General features: G+C 64.7%; 17 protein-coding genes. 9 read left to right on the forward strand and 8 right to left on the reverse strand.

Features of this window, described 5'->3' with window-relative positions; genetic code table 11:
- From rsmG to BKM74_RS00965, 3 genes are read left to right on the forward strand one after another with little or no spacing between them, the layout of a single operon-like run.
- Positions 1 to 615 carry a 16S rRNA (guanine(527)-N(7))-methyltransferase RsmG gene (gene rsmG, locus BKM74_RS00955; RefSeq protein ID WP_245825765.1) on the forward strand — a complete coding sequence of 205 codons (615 nt, stop codon included), beginning with the start codon at positions 1 to 3 and terminating at the stop codon, positions 613 to 615.
- On the forward strand, positions 599 to 1,426 hold the full coding sequence (locus BKM74_RS00960; RefSeq protein WP_086463830.1) for a ParA family protein: 828 nt from the start codon (positions 599 to 601) through the stop codon (positions 1,424 to 1,426). Before rsmG ends, BKM74_RS00960 begins: the two co-directional genes overlap by 17 nt.
- Complete coding sequence (locus BKM74_RS00965) at positions 1,426 to 2,466, forward strand: ParB/RepB/Spo0J family partition protein (protein WP_086463831.1); 1,041 nt, start codon at positions 1,426 to 1,428, stop codon at positions 2,464 to 2,466. Before BKM74_RS00960 ends, BKM74_RS00965 begins: the two co-directional genes overlap by 1 nt.
- Before the next feature lie 17 nt (positions 2,467 to 2,483).
- Here BKM74_RS00965 and holA read toward each other — a convergent pair whose 3' ends face one another.
- From holA to BKM74_RS00985, 4 genes are all read right to left on the reverse strand, one after another.
- Positions 2,484 to 3,530 (reverse strand): DNA polymerase III subunit delta, encoded by a 1,047-nt coding sequence (gene holA / locus BKM74_RS00970; protein WP_086463832.1) that lies wholly within the window; start codon positions 3,528 to 3,530, stop codon positions 2,484 to 2,486.
- 15 nt (positions 3,531 to 3,545) lie between these two features.
- A complete protein-coding gene (locus tag BKM74_RS00975) occupies positions 3,546 to 4,076 on the reverse strand; it encodes a hypothetical protein (protein WP_086463833.1) in 531 nt (176 codons plus the stop codon).
- The gene (gene leuS, locus BKM74_RS00980) at positions 4,063 to 6,633 is read right to left on the reverse strand and encodes a leucine--tRNA ligase (RefSeq protein ID WP_086463834.1); all 2,571 of its coding nucleotides are present in this window, start codon (positions 6,631 to 6,633) and stop codon (positions 4,063 to 4,065) included. The genes BKM74_RS00975 and leuS overlap by 14 nt, the downstream gene beginning before the upstream one ends.
- 113 nt (positions 6,634 to 6,746) lie before the next feature.
- Positions 6,747 to 7,292, reverse strand: a complete 546-nt coding sequence (locus tag BKM74_RS00985; RefSeq protein WP_086463835.1) for a DUF3576 domain-containing protein — start codon at positions 7,290 to 7,292, stop codon at positions 6,747 to 6,749.
- A gap of 365 nt (positions 7,293 to 7,657) precedes the next feature.
- On the opposite strand from BKM74_RS00985, the gene BKM74_RS00990 reads away from it, so the two are divergent.
- On the forward strand, positions 7,658 to 8,740 hold the full coding sequence (locus BKM74_RS00990; protein WP_086463836.1) for a porin: 1,083 nt from the start codon (positions 7,658 to 7,660) through the stop codon (positions 8,738 to 8,740).
- Between the two features lie 105 nt (positions 8,741 to 8,845).
- Positions 8,846 to 9,694: a sulfotransferase domain-containing protein gene (locus BKM74_RS00995; protein WP_086463837.1), complete on the forward strand. Its 849-nt coding sequence runs from the start codon at positions 8,846 to 8,848 to the stop codon at positions 9,692 to 9,694.
- 3 nt (positions 9,695 to 9,697) lie between these two features.
- Here BKM74_RS00995 and BKM74_RS01000 read toward each other — a convergent pair whose 3' ends face one another.
- A complete protein-coding gene (locus tag BKM74_RS01000) occupies positions 9,698 to 10,363 on the reverse strand; it encodes a Fe2+-dependent dioxygenase (RefSeq protein ID WP_086463838.1) in 666 nt (221 codons plus the stop codon).
- A gap of 125 nt (positions 10,364 to 10,488) precedes the next feature.
- Here BKM74_RS01000 and BKM74_RS01005 point away from each other — a divergent pair, with 125 nt between their 5' ends.
- Positions 10,489 to 11,217 (forward strand): YggS family pyridoxal phosphate-dependent enzyme, encoded by a 729-nt coding sequence (locus BKM74_RS01005; RefSeq protein WP_086463839.1) that lies wholly within the window; start codon positions 10,489 to 10,491, stop codon positions 11,215 to 11,217.
- Here BKM74_RS01005 and BKM74_RS01010 read toward each other — a convergent pair.
- The 3 genes from BKM74_RS01010 to ribA form a co-directional block, all read right to left on the reverse strand.
- Entirely contained in the window at positions 11,214 to 11,744 is a 531-nt protein-coding gene (locus BKM74_RS01010; RefSeq protein WP_086463840.1) for a L,D-transpeptidase family protein, read from the reverse strand. The genes BKM74_RS01005 and BKM74_RS01010 overlap by 4 nt on opposite strands.
- Before the next feature lie 48 nt (positions 11,745 to 11,792).
- A complete protein-coding gene (locus BKM74_RS01015) occupies positions 11,793 to 12,548 on the reverse strand; it encodes a hypothetical protein (RefSeq protein WP_086463841.1) in 756 nt (251 codons plus the stop codon).
- Between the two features lie 242 nt (positions 12,549 to 12,790).
- A complete protein-coding gene (gene ribA / locus BKM74_RS01020) occupies positions 12,791 to 13,975 on the reverse strand; it encodes a GTP cyclohydrolase II (RefSeq protein WP_176342329.1) in 1,185 nt (394 codons plus the stop codon).
- Between the two features lie 110 nt (positions 13,976 to 14,085).
- Between ribA and BKM74_RS01025 the strand changes: the two genes are divergently transcribed.
- The 3 genes from BKM74_RS01025 to BKM74_RS01035 all read left to right on the forward strand — a co-directional run bounded on the left by BKM74_RS01025 (position 14,086) and on the right by BKM74_RS01035 (position 16,596).
- A complete protein-coding gene (locus tag BKM74_RS01025; protein ID WP_217895426.1) occupies positions 14,086 to 14,955 on the forward strand; it encodes an alpha/beta hydrolase in 870 nt (289 codons plus the stop codon).
- Positions 14,956 to 15,045: 90 nt separating this feature from the next.
- Positions 15,046 to 15,735: a response regulator transcription factor gene (locus BKM74_RS01030; protein WP_086463842.1), complete on the forward strand. Its 690-nt coding sequence runs from the start codon at positions 15,046 to 15,048 to the stop codon at positions 15,733 to 15,735.
- A 3-nt stretch (positions 15,736 to 15,738) separates the two neighbouring features.
- Positions 15,739 to 16,596 (forward strand): MBL fold metallo-hydrolase, encoded by an 858-nt coding sequence (locus tag BKM74_RS01035; protein ID WP_086463843.1) that lies wholly within the window; start codon positions 15,739 to 15,741, stop codon positions 16,594 to 16,596.
- Positions 16,597 to 16,603 lie beyond the last annotated feature (7 nt).

Genomic DNA, 16,603 nt, shown 5'->3' on the forward strand with positions numbered 1-16,603 from the left:
TTGACAGCTGAGGACGTTCGGGCGGCCACGGATGTTTCACGTGAAACACTGATCCGCCTCGAGGCCTATGTCGATTTGCTCGCCAAATGGCAAAAGGCAGTCAATCTGGTCGGCCCCAGCACGCTAAAAGATGTCTGGCGTCGCCATATCCTCGATTCCCTTCAGCTTATGCCGTATAGTCCAGAACAGAGTGCTTCCGCGCTCGATCTTGGAAGCGGGGCCGGATTGCCGGGACTTATCCTGGCAATCGCAGGAGTGAAGGGGATGACGCTGGTCGAATCGGATGCGCGTAAGGTTGCCTTCCTGCGGGAGGCGACCCGGGTGACCGAGACGGAACTGGAAGTCTTTCATGGCCGGATCGAGACGCTCCCGGCCCGGAAAGTGGATCTGGTAACCGCCCGCGCCCTGACATCCGTGGCCGGACTCCTCGGCTATACTTGGCCATACCTACAGCCTGGGGGGCGCTGTCTGTTCCTGAAGGGCAGGGGCGTCGATGATGAGCTGAAAGCGGCAGAATCGCTTTGGGAAATGCGGGTCACCAAATATCCCAGCCGGACCGCGCCGGACGGGGTGATCCTTCAACTGGAGGGCATACGTCATGTTGGAGATGCTTGACGAGTCTGAGTCGCTGGTCGCGATGGTTCAGGATGGGCCGCGTATCATTTCCGTGGTCAATCAGAAGGGCGGGGTCGGCAAGACGACGACCACGATCAACCTGGGTACGGCGCTCGCCGCTTGCGGCAAGACGGTTCTGTTGATCGATCTCGACCCGCAGGGCAATGCCTCCACCGGCCTTGGCATTCCGCGGGCCGCACGGGAGCAAGACATCTATGCCGTGATTTGTGATGGGCTCGATATCGGGGCTGCGGTGACGCCGACCGTGATTCCGGGCATGTCCATCGTGCCGTCGTCGGTCAATCTGTCCGGTGCGGAAATCGAGCTGGTGAATTTCGAGCGCCGGGAATACCGCATGCAGGAAGCGCTGACCGGCCTCACCGAGAGCTTCGATTATGTCCTGATCGACTGCCCGCCCTCGCTCGGGCTGCTTACCCTGAATGCGCTGGTTGCCTCGGATGCGGTTCTGGTGCCGCTGCAGTGCGAATTCTATGCGCTGGAAGGGCTCAGCCATCTGCTGAATACGATCAAGCGGGTGAAGAAGAATCTGAACCCGCGGCTGGAAATTCAGGGCGTGGTGCTCACCATGTTCGACCGCCGCAACAACCTCTCGGAAGCGGTGGCGGCCGATGTGCGCGGCCATCTGGGCGACAAGGTCTACACCACCGTGATTCCGCGCAATGTGCGGATTTCAGAAGCGCCGTCGCACGGCAAGCCGGTCATCGTCTATGACATGCGCTGCCCGGGCGCGCAGGCCTATATCCATTTGGCCAGCGAAGTAATGAAACGCGAACGGAGCCTGGCCGCCTGATGGCACGCGAAAAGAGACAGAATCTGGGGCGGGGCCTCGACGCGCTGCTGGGCGAGGACAGCGAGGATTATGCCGAGCTCGACAAGGTGCGGCAGGGCAAGACCGCGCCGATCGAGTATCTGGAGCCGGGACCGTTTCAGCCGCGCCGACTGTTCGCCGCCGAGGAGATGGAATCGCTGATCGATTCGATCCGTGACAAGGGCGTGCTGCAGCCCATCCTGGTCCGCCGGCACCCGTCCGATCCGACGCGCTACCAGATTATCGCCGGAGAGCGGCGCTGGCGCGCGGCGCAGGCGGCGCAACTGCATGAAGTTCCGGTCGTTATCCGCGAATTCGACGACCGCGAGGCGCTGGAAGTCGCGCTGGTCGAGAATATCCAGCGCCAGGACCTGACCCCCATCGAGGAGGCCGAAGGCTATCGGCGGCTGATGGAGGAATTTGGTCATACCCAGGAGGCGCTGGCGCAGGTCATCGGCAAGAGCCGCAGCCATATCGCCAATATGCTGCGTCTGCTGGGGCTACCGGTTGCGGTGCGTGAAGCCGTGGAAGAAGGCAAGATCAGCGCCGGTCATGCCCGGGCGCTGCTGGTCGTGCCGAACAGCGAAAACCTGCTGGGGCAGGTCATCGCCAAGGGGCTCAGCGTCCGCGATACGGAAAAGCTGGTGCAGCGGGCGAAAGCGCCGGAAACCGACGATGCCGAGGGCACGGCCGCAGCGGACGGGCCGAAGCGCCGCAAGGCATCGGCGCGCGAGAAGGACACCGATACGCTGGCCCTGGAGCGCGATTTGTCTGCCCTGTTGGGACTGACGGTCAGCATCGATTTCAGGCCTGGTCAGGGTGGGGTGCTGTCCATCGAATATCGCACGCTCGAACAGCTCGACGATGTGCTGTCGCGCCTGAGCCGCGGCGGACGCCAGCCCGATGTTGAAGGTGAGGAGGCGGGGGAAGGTTTCGGCGAAGATGCCATGATGGCCTCATTCGACCCCGAGGATCCGTTGATACCCGACACTGAAGAAGAACCGGAAGAGCCGCAAGGCTGACGCGCCCTTAGGGCCCCTTAGGCCCGAGCACCGCCACGGGACCGATTGCGTGCCGACAGCGCAATGCCCAGCAGGGTCTGGCCGGTAATGGCGTCGGCCGGCAGGCCGGTTGTCTTGCACTGCATTTCCGCCTCTACCAGCCGGTTCATCGCTTCGCTGAGGCGGTTTGACGGCCAGCCACGAAGCTGGCGCGCCAGCCGATCAGACACTTTCCACAGTGCGCCGCGAAAGCCGGCCGCCTTGAAGGCGGCATCGATGGATTGTCCACCCGCCACCAGATTGCTCGCCAGATGCAGCACACGCAGATGCTGTTGCGCGGCGCGGAGGACCGGCTGGAAATTCATCCCTTCCGCCCGTGCCCGGACCAGCGCCCGGTCCAGCGATTCCGGATCTCCCTCGGCCATCGCGAAGACGATATCGTCGAGCCGCAGGGCGGCATTGTCACCGATGGCCTGGCGTGCCTCTTCCAGGGAAGCGGTGCCGCCTTCGCCGATATAGAGGATCAGCTTGTCCAGCTCCATGCGGGTCAGCAGCCGGTCGGCGCCCAGATGGTCGGCAAGAAAGGCGATGACATCGTCGCCGCAGCGGATATTCGCCTGTTGCAGATGGGTGCGCACCAGGCTGCGCAGATCACGCTCTTCATCGGCATAGCAGGCGATGGCCGCGGCGTTCCGGGCGCCCTCGAACAGTTTCCGTAGCTTGGAGCCGGCCGCCAGCGTTCCTGCTTCGGCCAGGACCAGGCAATCGCCCTGAACAGTCTCCAGCATATTCTGGAAAATCTCGGCATTGCCGTCGCCGGCGTCGCGCACCCGGATCAGCCGCCGCCCCCCGGTCAGGGAGAGTGCGGCGGCCTCGTCCGCGAGCCGGGCCGGATCGTCGCGCAGCTGGGCGCCGGTCAGATCGGCAAGGCGGAACGGATCGTCGAAGGAGGGCAGGACGGTATGGCCGAGCCTGTCCGAAAATTCCTTTATTTTCCCGGTATCTGGCCCGAAAAGCAGGACCGCCCGTATGGCCGGGTCCGGCGCACGAAGGAAGGCATCGATCTGGCGGTCACTGATCTTCATCCGCCGGTTCTGCCCCTAGTTAGCGGCTTTTGCCTGGCGGTCGAAATAGATGCCTAGGCGCACGCGCATATCGTCGCTGATCGCTTCAACGGCACGGCTTCTCGCATCATCCTCGGCCACCAGATTGGCGAATTGCGAGCGCACCAGATTGTAGCTCGCGGTGAAGCGGCTCTGCCCCTTATAGAGCACATCATTGCTGGCGGCGTCGTGCAGTGTGTAATTGGCGATCAGCTGAAGATTGGCCAGCGTCGCCGAGGCGTCGTCGCGGATCGCCAGATCGGTGCGGATTTCGTTGAGGCGTGTCTGTAGCCGGTATCGGGTGCTGGCGGGCGCGCCGCGCGGATTCAGCCTGACACGCAGGTGATTCTGCAATTCCTGGCCGATACGCTCCGGAATCGGCGCGATTTCGACGGCTGCCATATATTGCGTGGTCGCCGGGCTGTTCGCCTGCTCGCCATAGAGCGGGCGAAAGCCGCAGCCAGCCAGCGTCAGCGCCGCGACAAGCAGCGCCAGCGCGGCTATGCCGTTGTTTTTACGCCACAACATTGACAATACGATTGGGCACGACGATCACCTTGCGCGGAGCCTTGCCTTCAAGCTGCTGCAGGACGGCCGGAAGTGCAAGGGCGGCTGTTTCCGCTGTCTGTTTATCGATGTCGCGCGGCAGTTCGATGGTCCCGCGCAGCTTGCCGTTGACCTGCACGGCGATGGTCACGCTGTCATCCACCAGCATCGCCGGGTCGGCCTCGGGCCATGGGGTCTCGGCCAGCAGCGTCTGGTGGCCGAGCAGGCCCCACAGTTCCTCGGCGAGATGCGGCGTCATCGGGCCGATCAGCTGCACCAGCGTCTCCAGCCCGCGCCGCTTCATCCAGCGGCTGCCCTCATCCTGGCCGTCCAGATCTTCAAGCTGGTTGCTGAACTCGCGGATCCGGGCGACGGCCTTGTTGAAATGGAACCGGTCCAGATCGTCGGAAACGCCGGCAATCGTCTTGTGCAGCGCCTTCTCGGCGGCGGCGGCCTTGCCGTCCAGCGAGTTCGGCCGGGCGCCCTTCACCGGGGCCAGCGTGTCCAGCCCCTCGTCAATCAGCCGGTGCAACCGGTTCAGATAGCGCCAGGCGCCGTCGATGCCGGCATCGGTCCAGTCCAGATCGCGCTCCGGCGGGCTGTCCGACAGCATGAACAGCCGGGCCGTGTCGGCACCATAGCTGCCGATGATGTGCACGGGATCGACGACATTCTTGCGTGACTTGCTCATCTTCTCGGAGCGGCCGACGGTGACCGGACGGCCCCCCTCGACAGTCACGCTGTTGCCGTTTGCATCCTTCGTGACCTGTGCGGGGAACAGCCATTTGCCGTCCGCATCCTTGTAGGTCTCGTGGCAGACCATGCCCTGGGTCAGCAAGCCGGCGAAGGGCTCTTCCACGTCGGTATAGCCGCATTTTTTCAGCGCCCGCATGAAGAAGCGCGAATACAGCAGATGCAGCACGGCATGCTCAATGCCGCCGATATACTGATCGACTGAGAGCCAATAGCCGGCCTTGTCACGGTCGAAGGCTGTCTCTCCCCTTGCATCGGCGAAACGGGCGAAATACCAGGAGGATTCGAAGAAGGTGTCGAAGGTGTCGGTCTCGCGCTGCGCCGGCTTGCCGCAGGACGGGCAGGCGACATGTTTCCAGGTCGGATGCCGGTCCAGCGGGTTACCCGGCGCGTCGAAGGTGACATCATCCGGCAGCACGACCGGCAGCTGGTCCTCCGGCACCGGCACGATGCCGCAATCGGCACAGTGGATGAAGGGAATCGGGCAGCCCCAATAGCGCTGGCGCGATACGCCCCAGTCGCGCAGCCGGTAGCTGATATTGGCCTGACCCAGCCCGTTCTTCTCCAGCTCCGTTACGATGCGCTGCTTGGCGTCCTCGACCGGCAGCCCGTCCAGGAAACGGGAATTGAACAGCACCCCCTCGCCGGGGAAGGCAGTGTCGCCGATCTCGACAGTCTCCGCATTGGCCGGCTTCACCACCGGGATGACCGGCAGCCCGTACTTGCGGGCGAAATCGAGGTCGCGCTGGTCGTGTGCCGGACAGCCGAAGATCGCGCCGGTGCCATATTCCATCAGCACGAAATTGGCGACATAGATCGGCACCTGCCAGGAGGGGTCCAGCGGATGGACCGCCTTCAGCCCGGTATCGAAGCCCTTCTTCTCCGCCGTTTCGATGGCCGCCTCACTGGTGCCGATGCGGCTGCATTCGGCGATGAAGTCGGTCAGTGCCGGATTGTTTGCTGCCAGTTCGCCGGCCAGCGGGTGGTTGGGCGAGATCGCGCAGAAGGAGGCGCCGAACAGCGTGTCGGGCCGGGTGGTGAAGACTTCCAGCTTCTCGTCACGTCCCCCAGGGAGATTGGCAATAGGGAAAAAGACCCGGGCACCCTCGGACCGGCCGATCCAGTTGTGCTGCATCAGCCGCACCCGGTCCGGCCAGCGCTCCAGTGTCTGGATCGCCTGCAGCAGATCCTCGGCATAGTCGGTAATCTTCAGGAACCATTGCGACAGCCGCTTCTTCTCGACCGGCGCGCCGGAGCGCCAGCCCTTGCCGTCGATCACCTGCTCGTTGGCCAGAACCGTGTTCTCGACCGGGTCCCAGTTGACCCAGCTTTCCTTGCGGTAGGCGAGGCCGGCCTTGTGGAAATCGAGGAACATCTTCTGCTCATGCCGGTAATAATCCGGATGGCAGGTCGCGATTTCGCGCTCCCAGTCATAGGACAGGCCCATGCCCTGCAGCTGGGTGCGCATCGAGGCGATATTCTCATAGGTCCATTTGGCGGGATGGACCTTGTTCTCGATGGCGGCGTTCTCCGCCGGCAGGCCGAAGGCGTCCCAGCCCATCGGATGCAGCACGTTGAAGCCGCGCGCCTTCTTGTAGCGCGCCACCACATCGCCCAGCGTGTAGTTGCGGACATGGCCCATATGGATGCGCCCCGACGGGTAGGGGAACATCTCCAGCACGTAATATTTCGGCCGGGAGGCGTCTTCGGTCACGTTGAAGCAGCGCTTCTGTGTCCAGATGCGTTGCCACTTCGCCTCGGTTTCCTTGAAATTATAGCGTGCCATCTCGCTCGGCCTGATCTGTCGCGGGTCCGCGTCGCGCGGTTTCGGCCGGGATTATTCGCCCAACAGCGGGGGCAAAGGCAAGCCGTTCGATGGTTTCCCGTTATTCCGGGCGCCTAGCGCTGGGCGCTGGAAACCCGAAGCTGCCGGGCGCGCGTCAGGATGGTGTTCTCGAGTTCGTTGCCGATAGCTGTCTCTACCGCGGCATCCTGCCACTGGCCGGTGGTGGTGCGTTGCTGCCGGAAGATCGCGGCGCGGATGCCATCGGCGCGCAGGGCCCGGTCCAGGATGAACAGGTTGACCTTGAACCGCTCGGCAGGGTTCTCGGGTGCCGAATACCAGTCGGTGATGATGACGCCGCCGAACGGATCGGCCGAGGCGATCGGCATGAAGGAGAGCGTATCCAGCGAGGCGCGCCACAGATAGGCGTTCACGCCAATCCCGGTGCCGCCGGCCGGCGCTTCTTCCTCGCCACCGAACAGGCTGAGGCCGGCCGGGCCCAGGATGCTGCCGTTCTCTTCCTTGCCATAGATGCTGGGATTGGTGTCGCCAGGCCGCATCGTCGGGTATTCGTATTTTGTCTCGCCGCAGCCGGCCAGCAGTGCCGTCGTTACCAGACAAGCGGCCAGAAGACCGCGATCGGATTTGAGGGTAAGCGCCACAGTCGGTCCAATCCTGTCGAACAAGGAGATAAACAAGCCAAACACCGCTATTCTAACGCCACGATCCGGTCAAGACTAAGGCAAAATCACAGCAGCCCTTAATGCCATATATAAGCACCGCAGCGGTAACTGACTGGATATGAAGGACATATGAGCGCGCCCAAAATGTGTCCTTCCTGCAACATGTGTGCACAATTATCACGCGGCAAGGCCGAGTTTGGTTGACTAACGCCCTCGCATGGATAGCCTTCACCCAGTCCAAACGGGCGGCACGGCATACGTCGTCTGAACCGGGGGGATAGTGGCTGCCGGGTAACCCGCCTGGTGGCTTTATGTGAGGCAAACCTTTTTAGTAGGGGGCACAAATGAAGAAGGTTCTTCTCGGCACGACCGCTCTGGTCGCCGCAGGCCTGCTGGCTCAGCCGGCTCTGGCATCCGATCCGATCAAGCTGCAGGTGAAGGGTTACTACCAGAACCTGGTCACGTTCTCGGACGTTGACGAGCCGGCCGGTTCGACCGCGAACTACAAGGACGCGCAGTTCCGTCATGAGGGCGAAGTCCACTTCAAGGGTGAGACCAAGCTCGACAACGGCCTGACCGTCGGCTTCGACGCGCAGCTCGAAATCGTCAACGTCGGCCTGTCGGGCGGCCAGCCGCGCGACATGGACGAGACCTACATGTACTTCTCGGGCGGCTTCGGTAAGCTGCAGCTCGGCTCCGAGAACGGCGCCGCCTACCTGCTGCATGTCGGCATCCCGTCGGTCGGCCTCGGCTTCGACGACCGCAACTTCGGCGTTGCCGCCTCGAATGGTGGCCATGGCCGTCCGAACATCTCGGGCGACACCGCCAAGGGCACCTACTTCACCCCGAACATGGGTGGCTTCCAGGCTGGCGTCAGCTACAGCCCGAACATCGACCATCAGGCTCTGAGCGGCAACGGCTTCGGCGTGATGACCGTCGGCACCGGCTCGGTTGAGGACGTTGTCGGCCTCGGCCTGAAGTACTCCGGCAAGTTCGGCGGCGCCTCGGTTGCCGTGTCGGGCAGTTACGAGACCGGCGAAGTCGTCGGCGGCGGCAGCAATGTCGATCCGGAGATCTGGTCCGTCGGCCTGAATGTCGGCTTCGGCGGCTTCACCGTGGGCGCTGTCTATGCTGACAGCGAGAACTACGACAGCGGCAGCCTGAACCCGGGTGCGGACGGCGACGTCATGGCTCTGGGCCTGGCCTACAAGACCGGCCCGTGGGGCGTTTCTGCCGGCTACCAGAAGACCGACTACGAGATCGCCGGTGTGGCCACCAGCCGTACCGCCGACGAGTATGAGCTGGCTGCCAGCTACCAGCTGGGCGCTGGCGTCCAGCTGCGCGGTGGTCTGATCCATGCCGACATGGATCTGAACACCCTGCCGGACACCACCACCCTGTTCGTCGGCACCTTCCTGAGCTTCTAAAGCTCTGGTCGGTCCGAAAGGACTTGGGGAAAGGGCGCGGCTTCGGTCGCGCCCTTTTCTTTTTGCCCGCTTTTCTTTCGGGCCGCTTCGGGCAAGGATGCGCGCATGGGACGTCTGATCTGGCTCGCCTCCTATCCGAAATCCGGCAACACATGGATGCGGGCCTTCCTGCACAATCTCTTCCGCAACCCGCCAAAACCGGCCGGCATCAACGAGCTGGACCAGTTCTGCCTCAGCGAGTCCAAGCCGCACTGGTATCTGCCCTATACGGGCGGCCAGCCGACCGAAAACCTGTCGCTGGCAGAGATCATGGCGATCCGGCCGCGTGCCCAGCAGGACATGACCCGCGCCTTTCCCGATTCCGTTTTTGTGAAAACCCATAATTTTCTCGGCGAATCGCACGGTCACCCGCTGGTGAACCAGGCGGTGACGGCCGGCGCGATCTACATCGTGCGCAACCCGCTCGACGTAACCCTGTCTGCAGCCGACCATTTCGGCCTGACCATCGACCAGGCCGTGGATTTCATGGCGACGGAAGGGGCCGCGACCCTGAACAGCGCCAGCAATGTGCCGGAAGTCCTCAGCTCCTGGTCATCCCATGTGAAAAGCTGGACACAGAACCCGCATCCCGCCCTGCTGGTGCTGCGCTACGAGGACATGCTGGAAAATCCGAAGGACGCCTTCAGCCGTGTCGTCAGCTTCCTGCGGCTGCCACCCAGCCCGCAGCGGCTGGACAAGGCGCTGCGCTTCTCCTCCTTCAAGGAGCTGAGCAAGCAGGAAAAGAAAGCCGGATTCCGGGAACGCAGCCAGAATTCGCAGAGCTTCTTCCGGGTTGGCCGGCGCGACCAGTGGCGCGAGGTGCTGACACGAGATCAGATCGCGCGGATCGTCGAGCTGCAGGGCGCGCAGATGCGCCGCTTCGGCTATATCCCCGACGGGGTTGCGGCTGGGTAGGGCCTAATTGTCGGTCCACATCCGCAGTGTATTCTGGTGGATGCGGCCGAACCGCTCCAGATAGGGGCTTCCCGGCATTTCCGCTGCCAGGTCGCGGCGCAACCTGTCCATCTCATAGGCCATTTCGCGTTGCAACGGGTCGCGGATGAAGGATTGCGCCCACCCGATGGCGGCCAGCCTCGTGCCCTTGCGCACCGGCTCCACCCGGTGCAGCACCAGCGACGGATAGACCACGACGGTGCCGGCCGGCTCCTTGCAGAAATGCTCGCCATAGGGCGTAACCATAACCAGCTCGCCGCCCTCATAGGTCGCGGGGTCGCTGAGGAACAGGGTGAAAGACACGTCGGACCGCACCGCCTTGTCCTGCGACGGGCCGATCAGTGCCGCGTCGATATGCTCGCCATAATGCATGCCGACATCGTAGCGGTTGAACACAAGGTGCAGCTTGCGCGGCAGCGCATACATGGTGAAGCCATCGGTGCGCATCAGCGCGTTGGTGACCGTCTGCAGGAGCTGCGGTAGCTGCTGCGAGACCTGATCGCTCTGCAGATTCTGCTTCAGCCCTTTCTTGCCCGTCACGGTGCCGTCCTGGAATTGGGTGCGGCCCAGTTCCATGCGCAGCTTGGCAAGTTCCTCGCGGCTCAGCACATCGGGAATCTTCAGCAGCATGATGGCGTATCCTCAGCTAGTGTTCGACGCGCAAGGCCGGTTCCCTTGCCCGCCGCTTCTTGGCATGCTGGCGAAGCTAACGCTGTTTTGTCCTGCAACTCAACATCCCGCGTTCTGGAGCCTTCATGTCCGACGCCCCGTCCGACTCCGATCTCGATTCCGGCCTCGCAAAGGCCATTGCCGGCAATATCGCCACGATTCGCAACCGTATCGCCAAGGCCGCCAGGGCGGCGCGGCGCGATCCGGCGGAAATCCGGCTGATCGCGGTCTCCAAGGCGCAGCCGGCCGACCGAATCCAGGCGGCGCTGGCGGCGGGGCAGCGGCTGTTCGGCGAGAACCGGGTGCAGGAGGCGCAACTGCGCTGGCCGGATTTGCGGGCCAGCCACCCGGATCTCGACATCCATCTGATTGGTCCGCTGCAGACCAACAAGGTGAAGGAGGCGGTGGCGCTGTTCGATGCCATTCAGACGGTGGACCGGCCGAAGCTGGCGCAGGCGCTGGCGGCGGAGATGGAGAAGACCGGGCGGCGCCTGCCCTGCTATGTCCAGGTGAACACCGGGGAGGAGGAGCAGAAGGCCGGCGCGCTGCCAGATGAGGCGGATGGTTTCATCACCGAGTGCCGGACGCTCGGCCTCGATATTGTCGGCCTGATGTGCATCCCGCCGGTTGAGGAGGAGCCAGGCCTGCACTTCGCCCTGCTGCGTGAAATCGCTAGGCGCAACGGGATTGAGCATCTGTCGATGGGGATGAGCGCCGATTACGAGGCCGCCATTCCGTTCGGCGCGACCGAGGTCCGCGTCGGCACCGCGATCTTCGGTGACCGTGGCGACTGGAAGCAGCTGGTCGGCCGCTAGGCGAGTTCCACGCGCAGGATCGTTTCGGATCCGCAACGCGCCAGCAACCGGCGCAGATCGGCTTCGGCCAGCGCGACGCAGCCTTCGGTGGGCGCGTAATCCGCGCGCGCGATGTGCAGGAAGATGGCGCTGCCCATGCCGGGCAGGACCGGCTCGTCATTATAGCCAAGCTCGACCACCAGATCGTACAGACCATCCTCGCGCCACATGGTTTCGTGGCTGGCGGGGTGGGGCAGGCGGACTGGCCTGTTATAGGCGGGGTCGGCGGGATCGTCGCACCAGCCATCCAGCCGCCCGATGGGGCGGCTCGGCAGGGCGGTCAGCGGGGCGCCGCCGCGGTCCGCCCGGTAATGCAGCTGGCGCAGCGGCCAGTCGCCGAGCGGCGTGCCGCCATCGCCCTCCCGCTTGTCCGCCACCGGCCCGCCCCTTCCCAGGGCACAATGCAGGCTGAGCCCGTCGGTTTCCAGACGGCCCTGCCGGGCACCGGGTTTGGCAAGCACGCGAATTAGGGTAAGTAAAGCAGACATTTAGGGATCATGCCGGAACAACCGATAGCGGTCCAGTTCCGCTTGGGGCTAGGTCTCGCCGCGCTGACGCGCCCGCATCAGCGCCTCATATTTCTGCAAGGCGTCCTGCATCAGTGACGGCACGCCGCCGGTCTGTTTGCTCGGGGTCTGGTTGCTCGGGGTGGGCGCGGCCGGCGCGGTATCCTGCGCCTTCGCTTCGGAAGCATTCGCCTCGGACGTATTCGCCTGCGGGGGCACCTGGAACCGGGCGATCACCCTGGCGCCTTCGCCTTCCTGCTGGCGGCTGCTGGCGGCAATCAGTGCATCCAGCCCATTCGCCTGGCCGGCATTCAGCGCCATTCTTTCCGGCTCCGCCGCCTTTGCGGCGGCCTGCGCGGCCGTTTCGTTTGCGGCCGTTTCGGTTGCGGCCGTTTCGCTTGCTGCCGGGGCGGGCGCTTCGGCAATGCGGTTGCCGCCGCTGCCGCCAAAGCCAGCCTGGGCCAGCACTTCCTCGCCAACGCCACGGCCATTCTCCGCCTCGAACACGGCATGCGCGCCAGCAGCCAGAAGGCCGAGCGGCCCGCCCAGCAGGCCGGCGCCGGCCATCTGCATTTCCGGCCGGATCGTGTCGCCGGTCAGCTCGCGGTAAATGCTGGAGACGATGGGTATGTGCTGCAGCGGATTGATGAGGTCCAGAAAGTCGAAGAAGGACAGGCCCTCGGATGTGCCATTGTCGGGTGTTTCGCCAACTTCGGCATTATTAAAAGAATCGGGGGCGACGCGCTCCGTCCTGTCGGGGGCAGGGGCAGGGATGGTCAGGCGCATCGCCCCCTGAGAGGCCGCGTCCCGCTGGGAGGGAGGCAGGGACGGCGGCTGGGAGGCCAGTATCTGTGAGGCACTAACGGACATCGGATTCCTCTCTTCATCCGCCCTTGCTTGTGCAAGCCGGATGCCAAAAGGAAATCGTCTATAGATCAAGGAATTACGCGGAAGGCGCCCGGCTGTTGACGCCGTGCTCGGCAGGATTGGCCGGTCCGGGCGGGGCGGGGCGGCAGAATCTGCCCGCCCTAAAAGAGATGTCCTGAGCGTTTCGCCTTGGTCTTCAGATAGGCCTCGTTGTGGCTGTTCGACGGGAAGGCATGGGCGACGCGCTCCGTCACCTCGATGCCGTGCCGGGACAGCCCGTCCACCTTCTCCGGATTATTGGTCATCAACCGCACGCGGGTTGCCCCCAGCTGGTGGAGCATCTCGGCCGCCGGCGCGAAGGCCCGCTCGTCGGCATCGAACCCCAGATGCTCGTTCGCATCGACCGTATCGAGGCCAAGATCCTGAAGCTGATAGGCACGCAGCTTGTTGACGAGGCCGATGTCGCGGCCTTCCTGCGCCAGATACAGCAGGATGCCGGTGCCCTGTTCCGCGATCGCGCGGATCGCGCCGCGCAGCTGATCGCCGCAGTCGCAGCGCAGGCTGCCCAGCAGGTCGCCGGTGAAGCATTGCGAATGCAGCCGCACCAGCACCGGCCTGCCGGCGGCGATCTCCGCTTCCGGGCTGCCGATCAGGATGGCAATGTGCTCGACCCCGCCATCGGGCGGTCGGAAAGCGGCCAGTCTGGCATCCTCGATATCGGCCAGCGGCACCCGCGCCTCGGCGGCCAGCGTCAGCCGGGCAGCGGCCAGCGCCGGATAGGCGGCGATCTCCTCCGCCTCGATCAGCACCAGATCAGCGGCTTCGGCGGTAGCAGCGATACGTTCCGAATCGGCGTCGGCGAGCCGGGCAAGCAGGGCAGCGGGAATCAGCCGCGCTTGCTTCACCAGGGCGAGCGCTGAGGCGGCAAGCCCGTCCTCCGGTTCCGGCAGGATCGCCACCGCTTTCGACAGGGCGGGCGCGGGGCCGGCGGTGGGGTCGGCGAGCCGGCGCACGAAATCAGGATCGGCCTCGGCCGGCAGGGCCAGCGATTCGACGCTGCCGACAGGCTGGCCCGGCTTCAGGGCCGCCGCGCGCCGCGCGGTGAGCACCAGCGTCGGCCGGGATCCGGCGGCGCGGGTCAGGCCCGGCAGGCTGGCAGGCGTCACCATTTCGGCCGCCATCAGGATGCCGGCACTTTCCCGGGCGCGGTTGCGCACCAGCACCTGACCGCCGCGCCGCAGCTCCGCGATGGCGCGCTCGACGCGCTTCACCGTCGCCGCGCGCAGCGAGGCCGGCGACAGGTTCTGGGAGGCCGGTGGGGAATCCGGTGGAGGGGCCGAGGACATGAACAGTGCCTTGCGGATCGGGAAACTGAGCCCAATCTAGGCGTTGCACCGGCCGCTGAAAAGGGCGGCGGCGCCCGAAAGCTTTATCCGCCTATACGGAGACGCCTGCTTTGCCCTATCGCGACTACGACCAGGCCGGGCTGGATGCCCAGTATAACAACCGGGCGATGGTGCCTGATCATGCCGCCTATATCGACAGCTGGGCGACGCGTAGCGCCGAGGCCCGCCGGCATCTTTCCGTCGATCTCGACCTGGCCTATGGCGATGATCTGCGGCAGCGGCTGGATTTTTTTCCGGCCCCGCAACGCGACGCGCCGGTGCTGGCCTTCATTCATGGCGGCTACTGGCAGGCGCTGGACAAGCAGCATTTCAGCCATGTCGCGCCGTTGTTCGTTGCCGCCGGGATCGCTGTGGCGGTGCTGGGCTACCGGCTTGCGCCGGCGCAGCGGATGACGGCAATCGCCTCGGATATCCGCACGGCGCTGGCTTTTCTCTACCGCGAACTGCCATCGCTGGGCGGTGACCGGGCACGGATTCATCTGGCCGGCCATTCGGCGGGCGGCCATCTGGCAGCACTGGCGGCGCAGACCGACTGGCCGGCGCTCTCCCCCGAGTTGCCGTCGGGCCTGGTGCGCGGTGTGTGTTCGATCAGCGGGCTTTACGATCTGGAGCCGATCCGGCGCAGCTATCTGAACGAGGCGCTCGCGCTGGACACGGCGGAAGTGGCGGCGCTCAGCCCGATGCCGCATTTGCCGGCCAAGGCGAGCGGCCCGTTGCTGCTGGCGGTTGGCGGTGCCGAAAGTGCCGAATATCACCGCCAGCAGGCCGATTATGCCGCCCGGCTGCGGGCCGCGCGCCACCCGGTGCAGGCGATTATTCTGGAGGGTCGCCATCATTTCAGTGCCGCCGATGCGCTGGCCGAGCCGGATTCACCGCTGTTCGAGGGCGTGTTGCGGCAGATCCTGGCGCCGCGTTTCTGACAATTTTCTGTGATCAACCGGCTTCGGCTTACCCGGTTACGATGTTCTGGGATATGGTTCCCTTACAAAAGGTAAGGCCGTGGAGAGGCGATGAGCAACGGCAAGAAGATTCTGCTGGTGGAAGACGAGGATTTGCTGCGCCAGTCTCTGGCCGAGCAGCTTCAGCTCCATGAGGAATTCACCACGATTGAAGCCGCCGACGGTGCCGAGGCGCTGGCCAGGGCGAAGAGCGAGCAATTCGACCTCGTGCTGCTTGATGTCGGGCTGCCGGATATGGATGGCCGCGAGGTTTGCCGGCTGTTGCGGCGCGGCGGGCTGAAATCGCCGATCATCATGCTGACCGGCGCGGTGTCGGACGCGGACACGATCCTCGGCCTGGATTCCGGGGCCAATGATTATGTGACCAAGCCGTTCCGCCTGAACGTCCTGCTGGCCCGTATCCGCGCCCAGCTGCGCCAGCATGAGCAGAGCGACGATGCGCTGTTCACCATCGGCCCCTACAGCTTCACGCCCAGCCTGAAGCTGCTGGTCGATGCGGCGAAGAACCGCAAGATCCGCCTGACCGAGAAGGAAACGGCGATCCTGAAATATCTCTACCGCACCGGCAATCGCACGGTCAGCCGCGATGTGTTGCTGAACGAAGTCTGGGGTTATAACGCTGGCGTAACGACCCATACGCTGGAGACCCATGTCTATCGCCTGCGGCAGAAGATCGAGACCGATCCGGCCAATGCCGCGATCCTGGTGACGGAGCCGGGCGGCTATCGCCTGGTGCCCTGACGTTTGGCCGGGACGGTGGCAGATGGTGGCCTGACCGTCCGCTTCTGGGGGGTGCGCGGCAGCATCGCCTGCGCTGACCCGGCGATGATGCGCTATGGCGGCAATACCTCCTGTGTCGAGGTCCGCTGCGGTGACAGGCTCATCATCCTCGACGCAGGCACCGGGCTGAAGCCTCTGGGCGAGGCGCTCGCCGCCATGGGGGCCGCCACCGGCGCGCCTGTCGAGGCCGATCTGCTGCTGAGCCACACCCATCTCGACCATGTCACCGGCCTGCCGTTTTTCCGTCCGGCCTTCGATCCGGGAAACCGGCTCCGGCTCTGGGCCGGGCATCTCTATCCGATCCGGCGGCTGCGCGAGGTTCTGGCCGGGCTGATGGCGCCGCCGCTGTTCCCGGTGCCGCTGGATATCTTCCGTGCGATCATCGCCTATGAGGATTTCCGCGCCGGCGAGGAATTGCCGCTGGGCGGCGGGATTGCCGTGAGGACCGCGCCGCTGAACCATCCGAACGGGGCCACCGGCTACCGGATCGCCTATGGCGGGCGTTCCGTCTGCTACATCACCGATACCGAGCATCGGGAAGGCCAGCGCGACCCGGCAATCCTGGATTTGGCGGCTGGCGCCGACCTGATGATCTATGACAGCACCTACACCGATGCCGAATATCCCCTGTACCGTGGTTGGGGTCATTCCACCTGGGAGGAGGGGGTGCGTTTGGCCGAGGCCGCCGGTGTCGGCCAGCTGGCGATCTTCCATCACGACCCGAATCATGACGACAGCTTCATGGACGGCGTCGCGACGGCGGCGGCGCAGGCGCGGCCGGGCACCATCGTGGCGCGTGAGGGGCTGGAACTGACGCTGTAACGCAGGT

It is taken from the genome of Oceanibaculum nanhaiense, assembly GCF_002148795.1.
Taxonomy (GTDB): domain Bacteria; phylum Pseudomonadota; class Alphaproteobacteria; order Oceanibaculales; family Oceanibaculaceae; genus Oceanibaculum; species Oceanibaculum nanhaiense.

Excerpts from the sequence above, each read along its gene's own strand:
- BKM74_RS00960 (WP_086463830.1), top strand. The coding sequence starts at position 599 with ATGTTGGAGATGCTTGACGAGTCTGAGTCGCTGGTCGCGATGGTTCAG.
- BKM74_RS00965 (WP_086463831.1), top strand. The coding sequence starts at position 1,426 with ATGGCACGCGAAAAGAGACAGAATCTGGGGCGGGGCCTCGACGCGCTG.
- holA (WP_086463832.1), bottom strand. The coding sequence starts at position 3,530 with ATGAAGATCAGTGACCGCCAGATCGATGCCTTCCTTCGTGCGCCGGAC.
- BKM74_RS00975 (WP_086463833.1), bottom strand. The coding sequence starts at position 4,076 with ATGTTGTGGCGTAAAAACAACGGCATAGCCGCGCTGGCGCTGCTTGTC.
- leuS (WP_086463834.1), bottom strand. The coding sequence starts at position 6,633 with ATGGCACGCTATAATTTCAAGGAAACCGAGGCGAAGTGGCAACGCATC.
- BKM74_RS00990 (WP_086463836.1), top strand. The coding sequence starts at position 7,658 with ATGAAGAAGGTTCTTCTCGGCACGACCGCTCTGGTCGCCGCAGGCCTG.
- BKM74_RS00995 (WP_086463837.1), top strand. The coding sequence starts at position 8,846 with ATGGGACGTCTGATCTGGCTCGCCTCCTATCCGAAATCCGGCAACACA.
- BKM74_RS01000 (WP_086463838.1), bottom strand. The coding sequence starts at position 10,363 with ATGCTGCTGAAGATTCCCGATGTGCTGAGCCGCGAGGAACTTGCCAAG.
- BKM74_RS01005 (WP_086463839.1), top strand. The coding sequence starts at position 10,489 with ATGTCCGACGCCCCGTCCGACTCCGATCTCGATTCCGGCCTCGCAAAG.
- BKM74_RS01010 (WP_086463840.1), bottom strand. The coding sequence starts at position 11,744 with ATGTCTGCTTTACTTACCCTAATTCGCGTGCTTGCCAAACCCGGTGCC.
- BKM74_RS01015 (WP_086463841.1), bottom strand. The coding sequence starts at position 12,548 with ATGCGCCTGACCATCCCTGCCCCTGCCCCCGACAGGACGGAGCGCGTC.
- ribA (WP_176342329.1), bottom strand. The coding sequence starts at position 13,975 with ATGTCCTCGGCCCCTCCACCGGATTCCCCACCGGCCTCCCAGAACCTG.
- BKM74_RS01030 (WP_086463842.1), top strand. The coding sequence starts at position 15,046 with ATGAGCAACGGCAAGAAGATTCTGCTGGTGGAAGACGAGGATTTGCTG.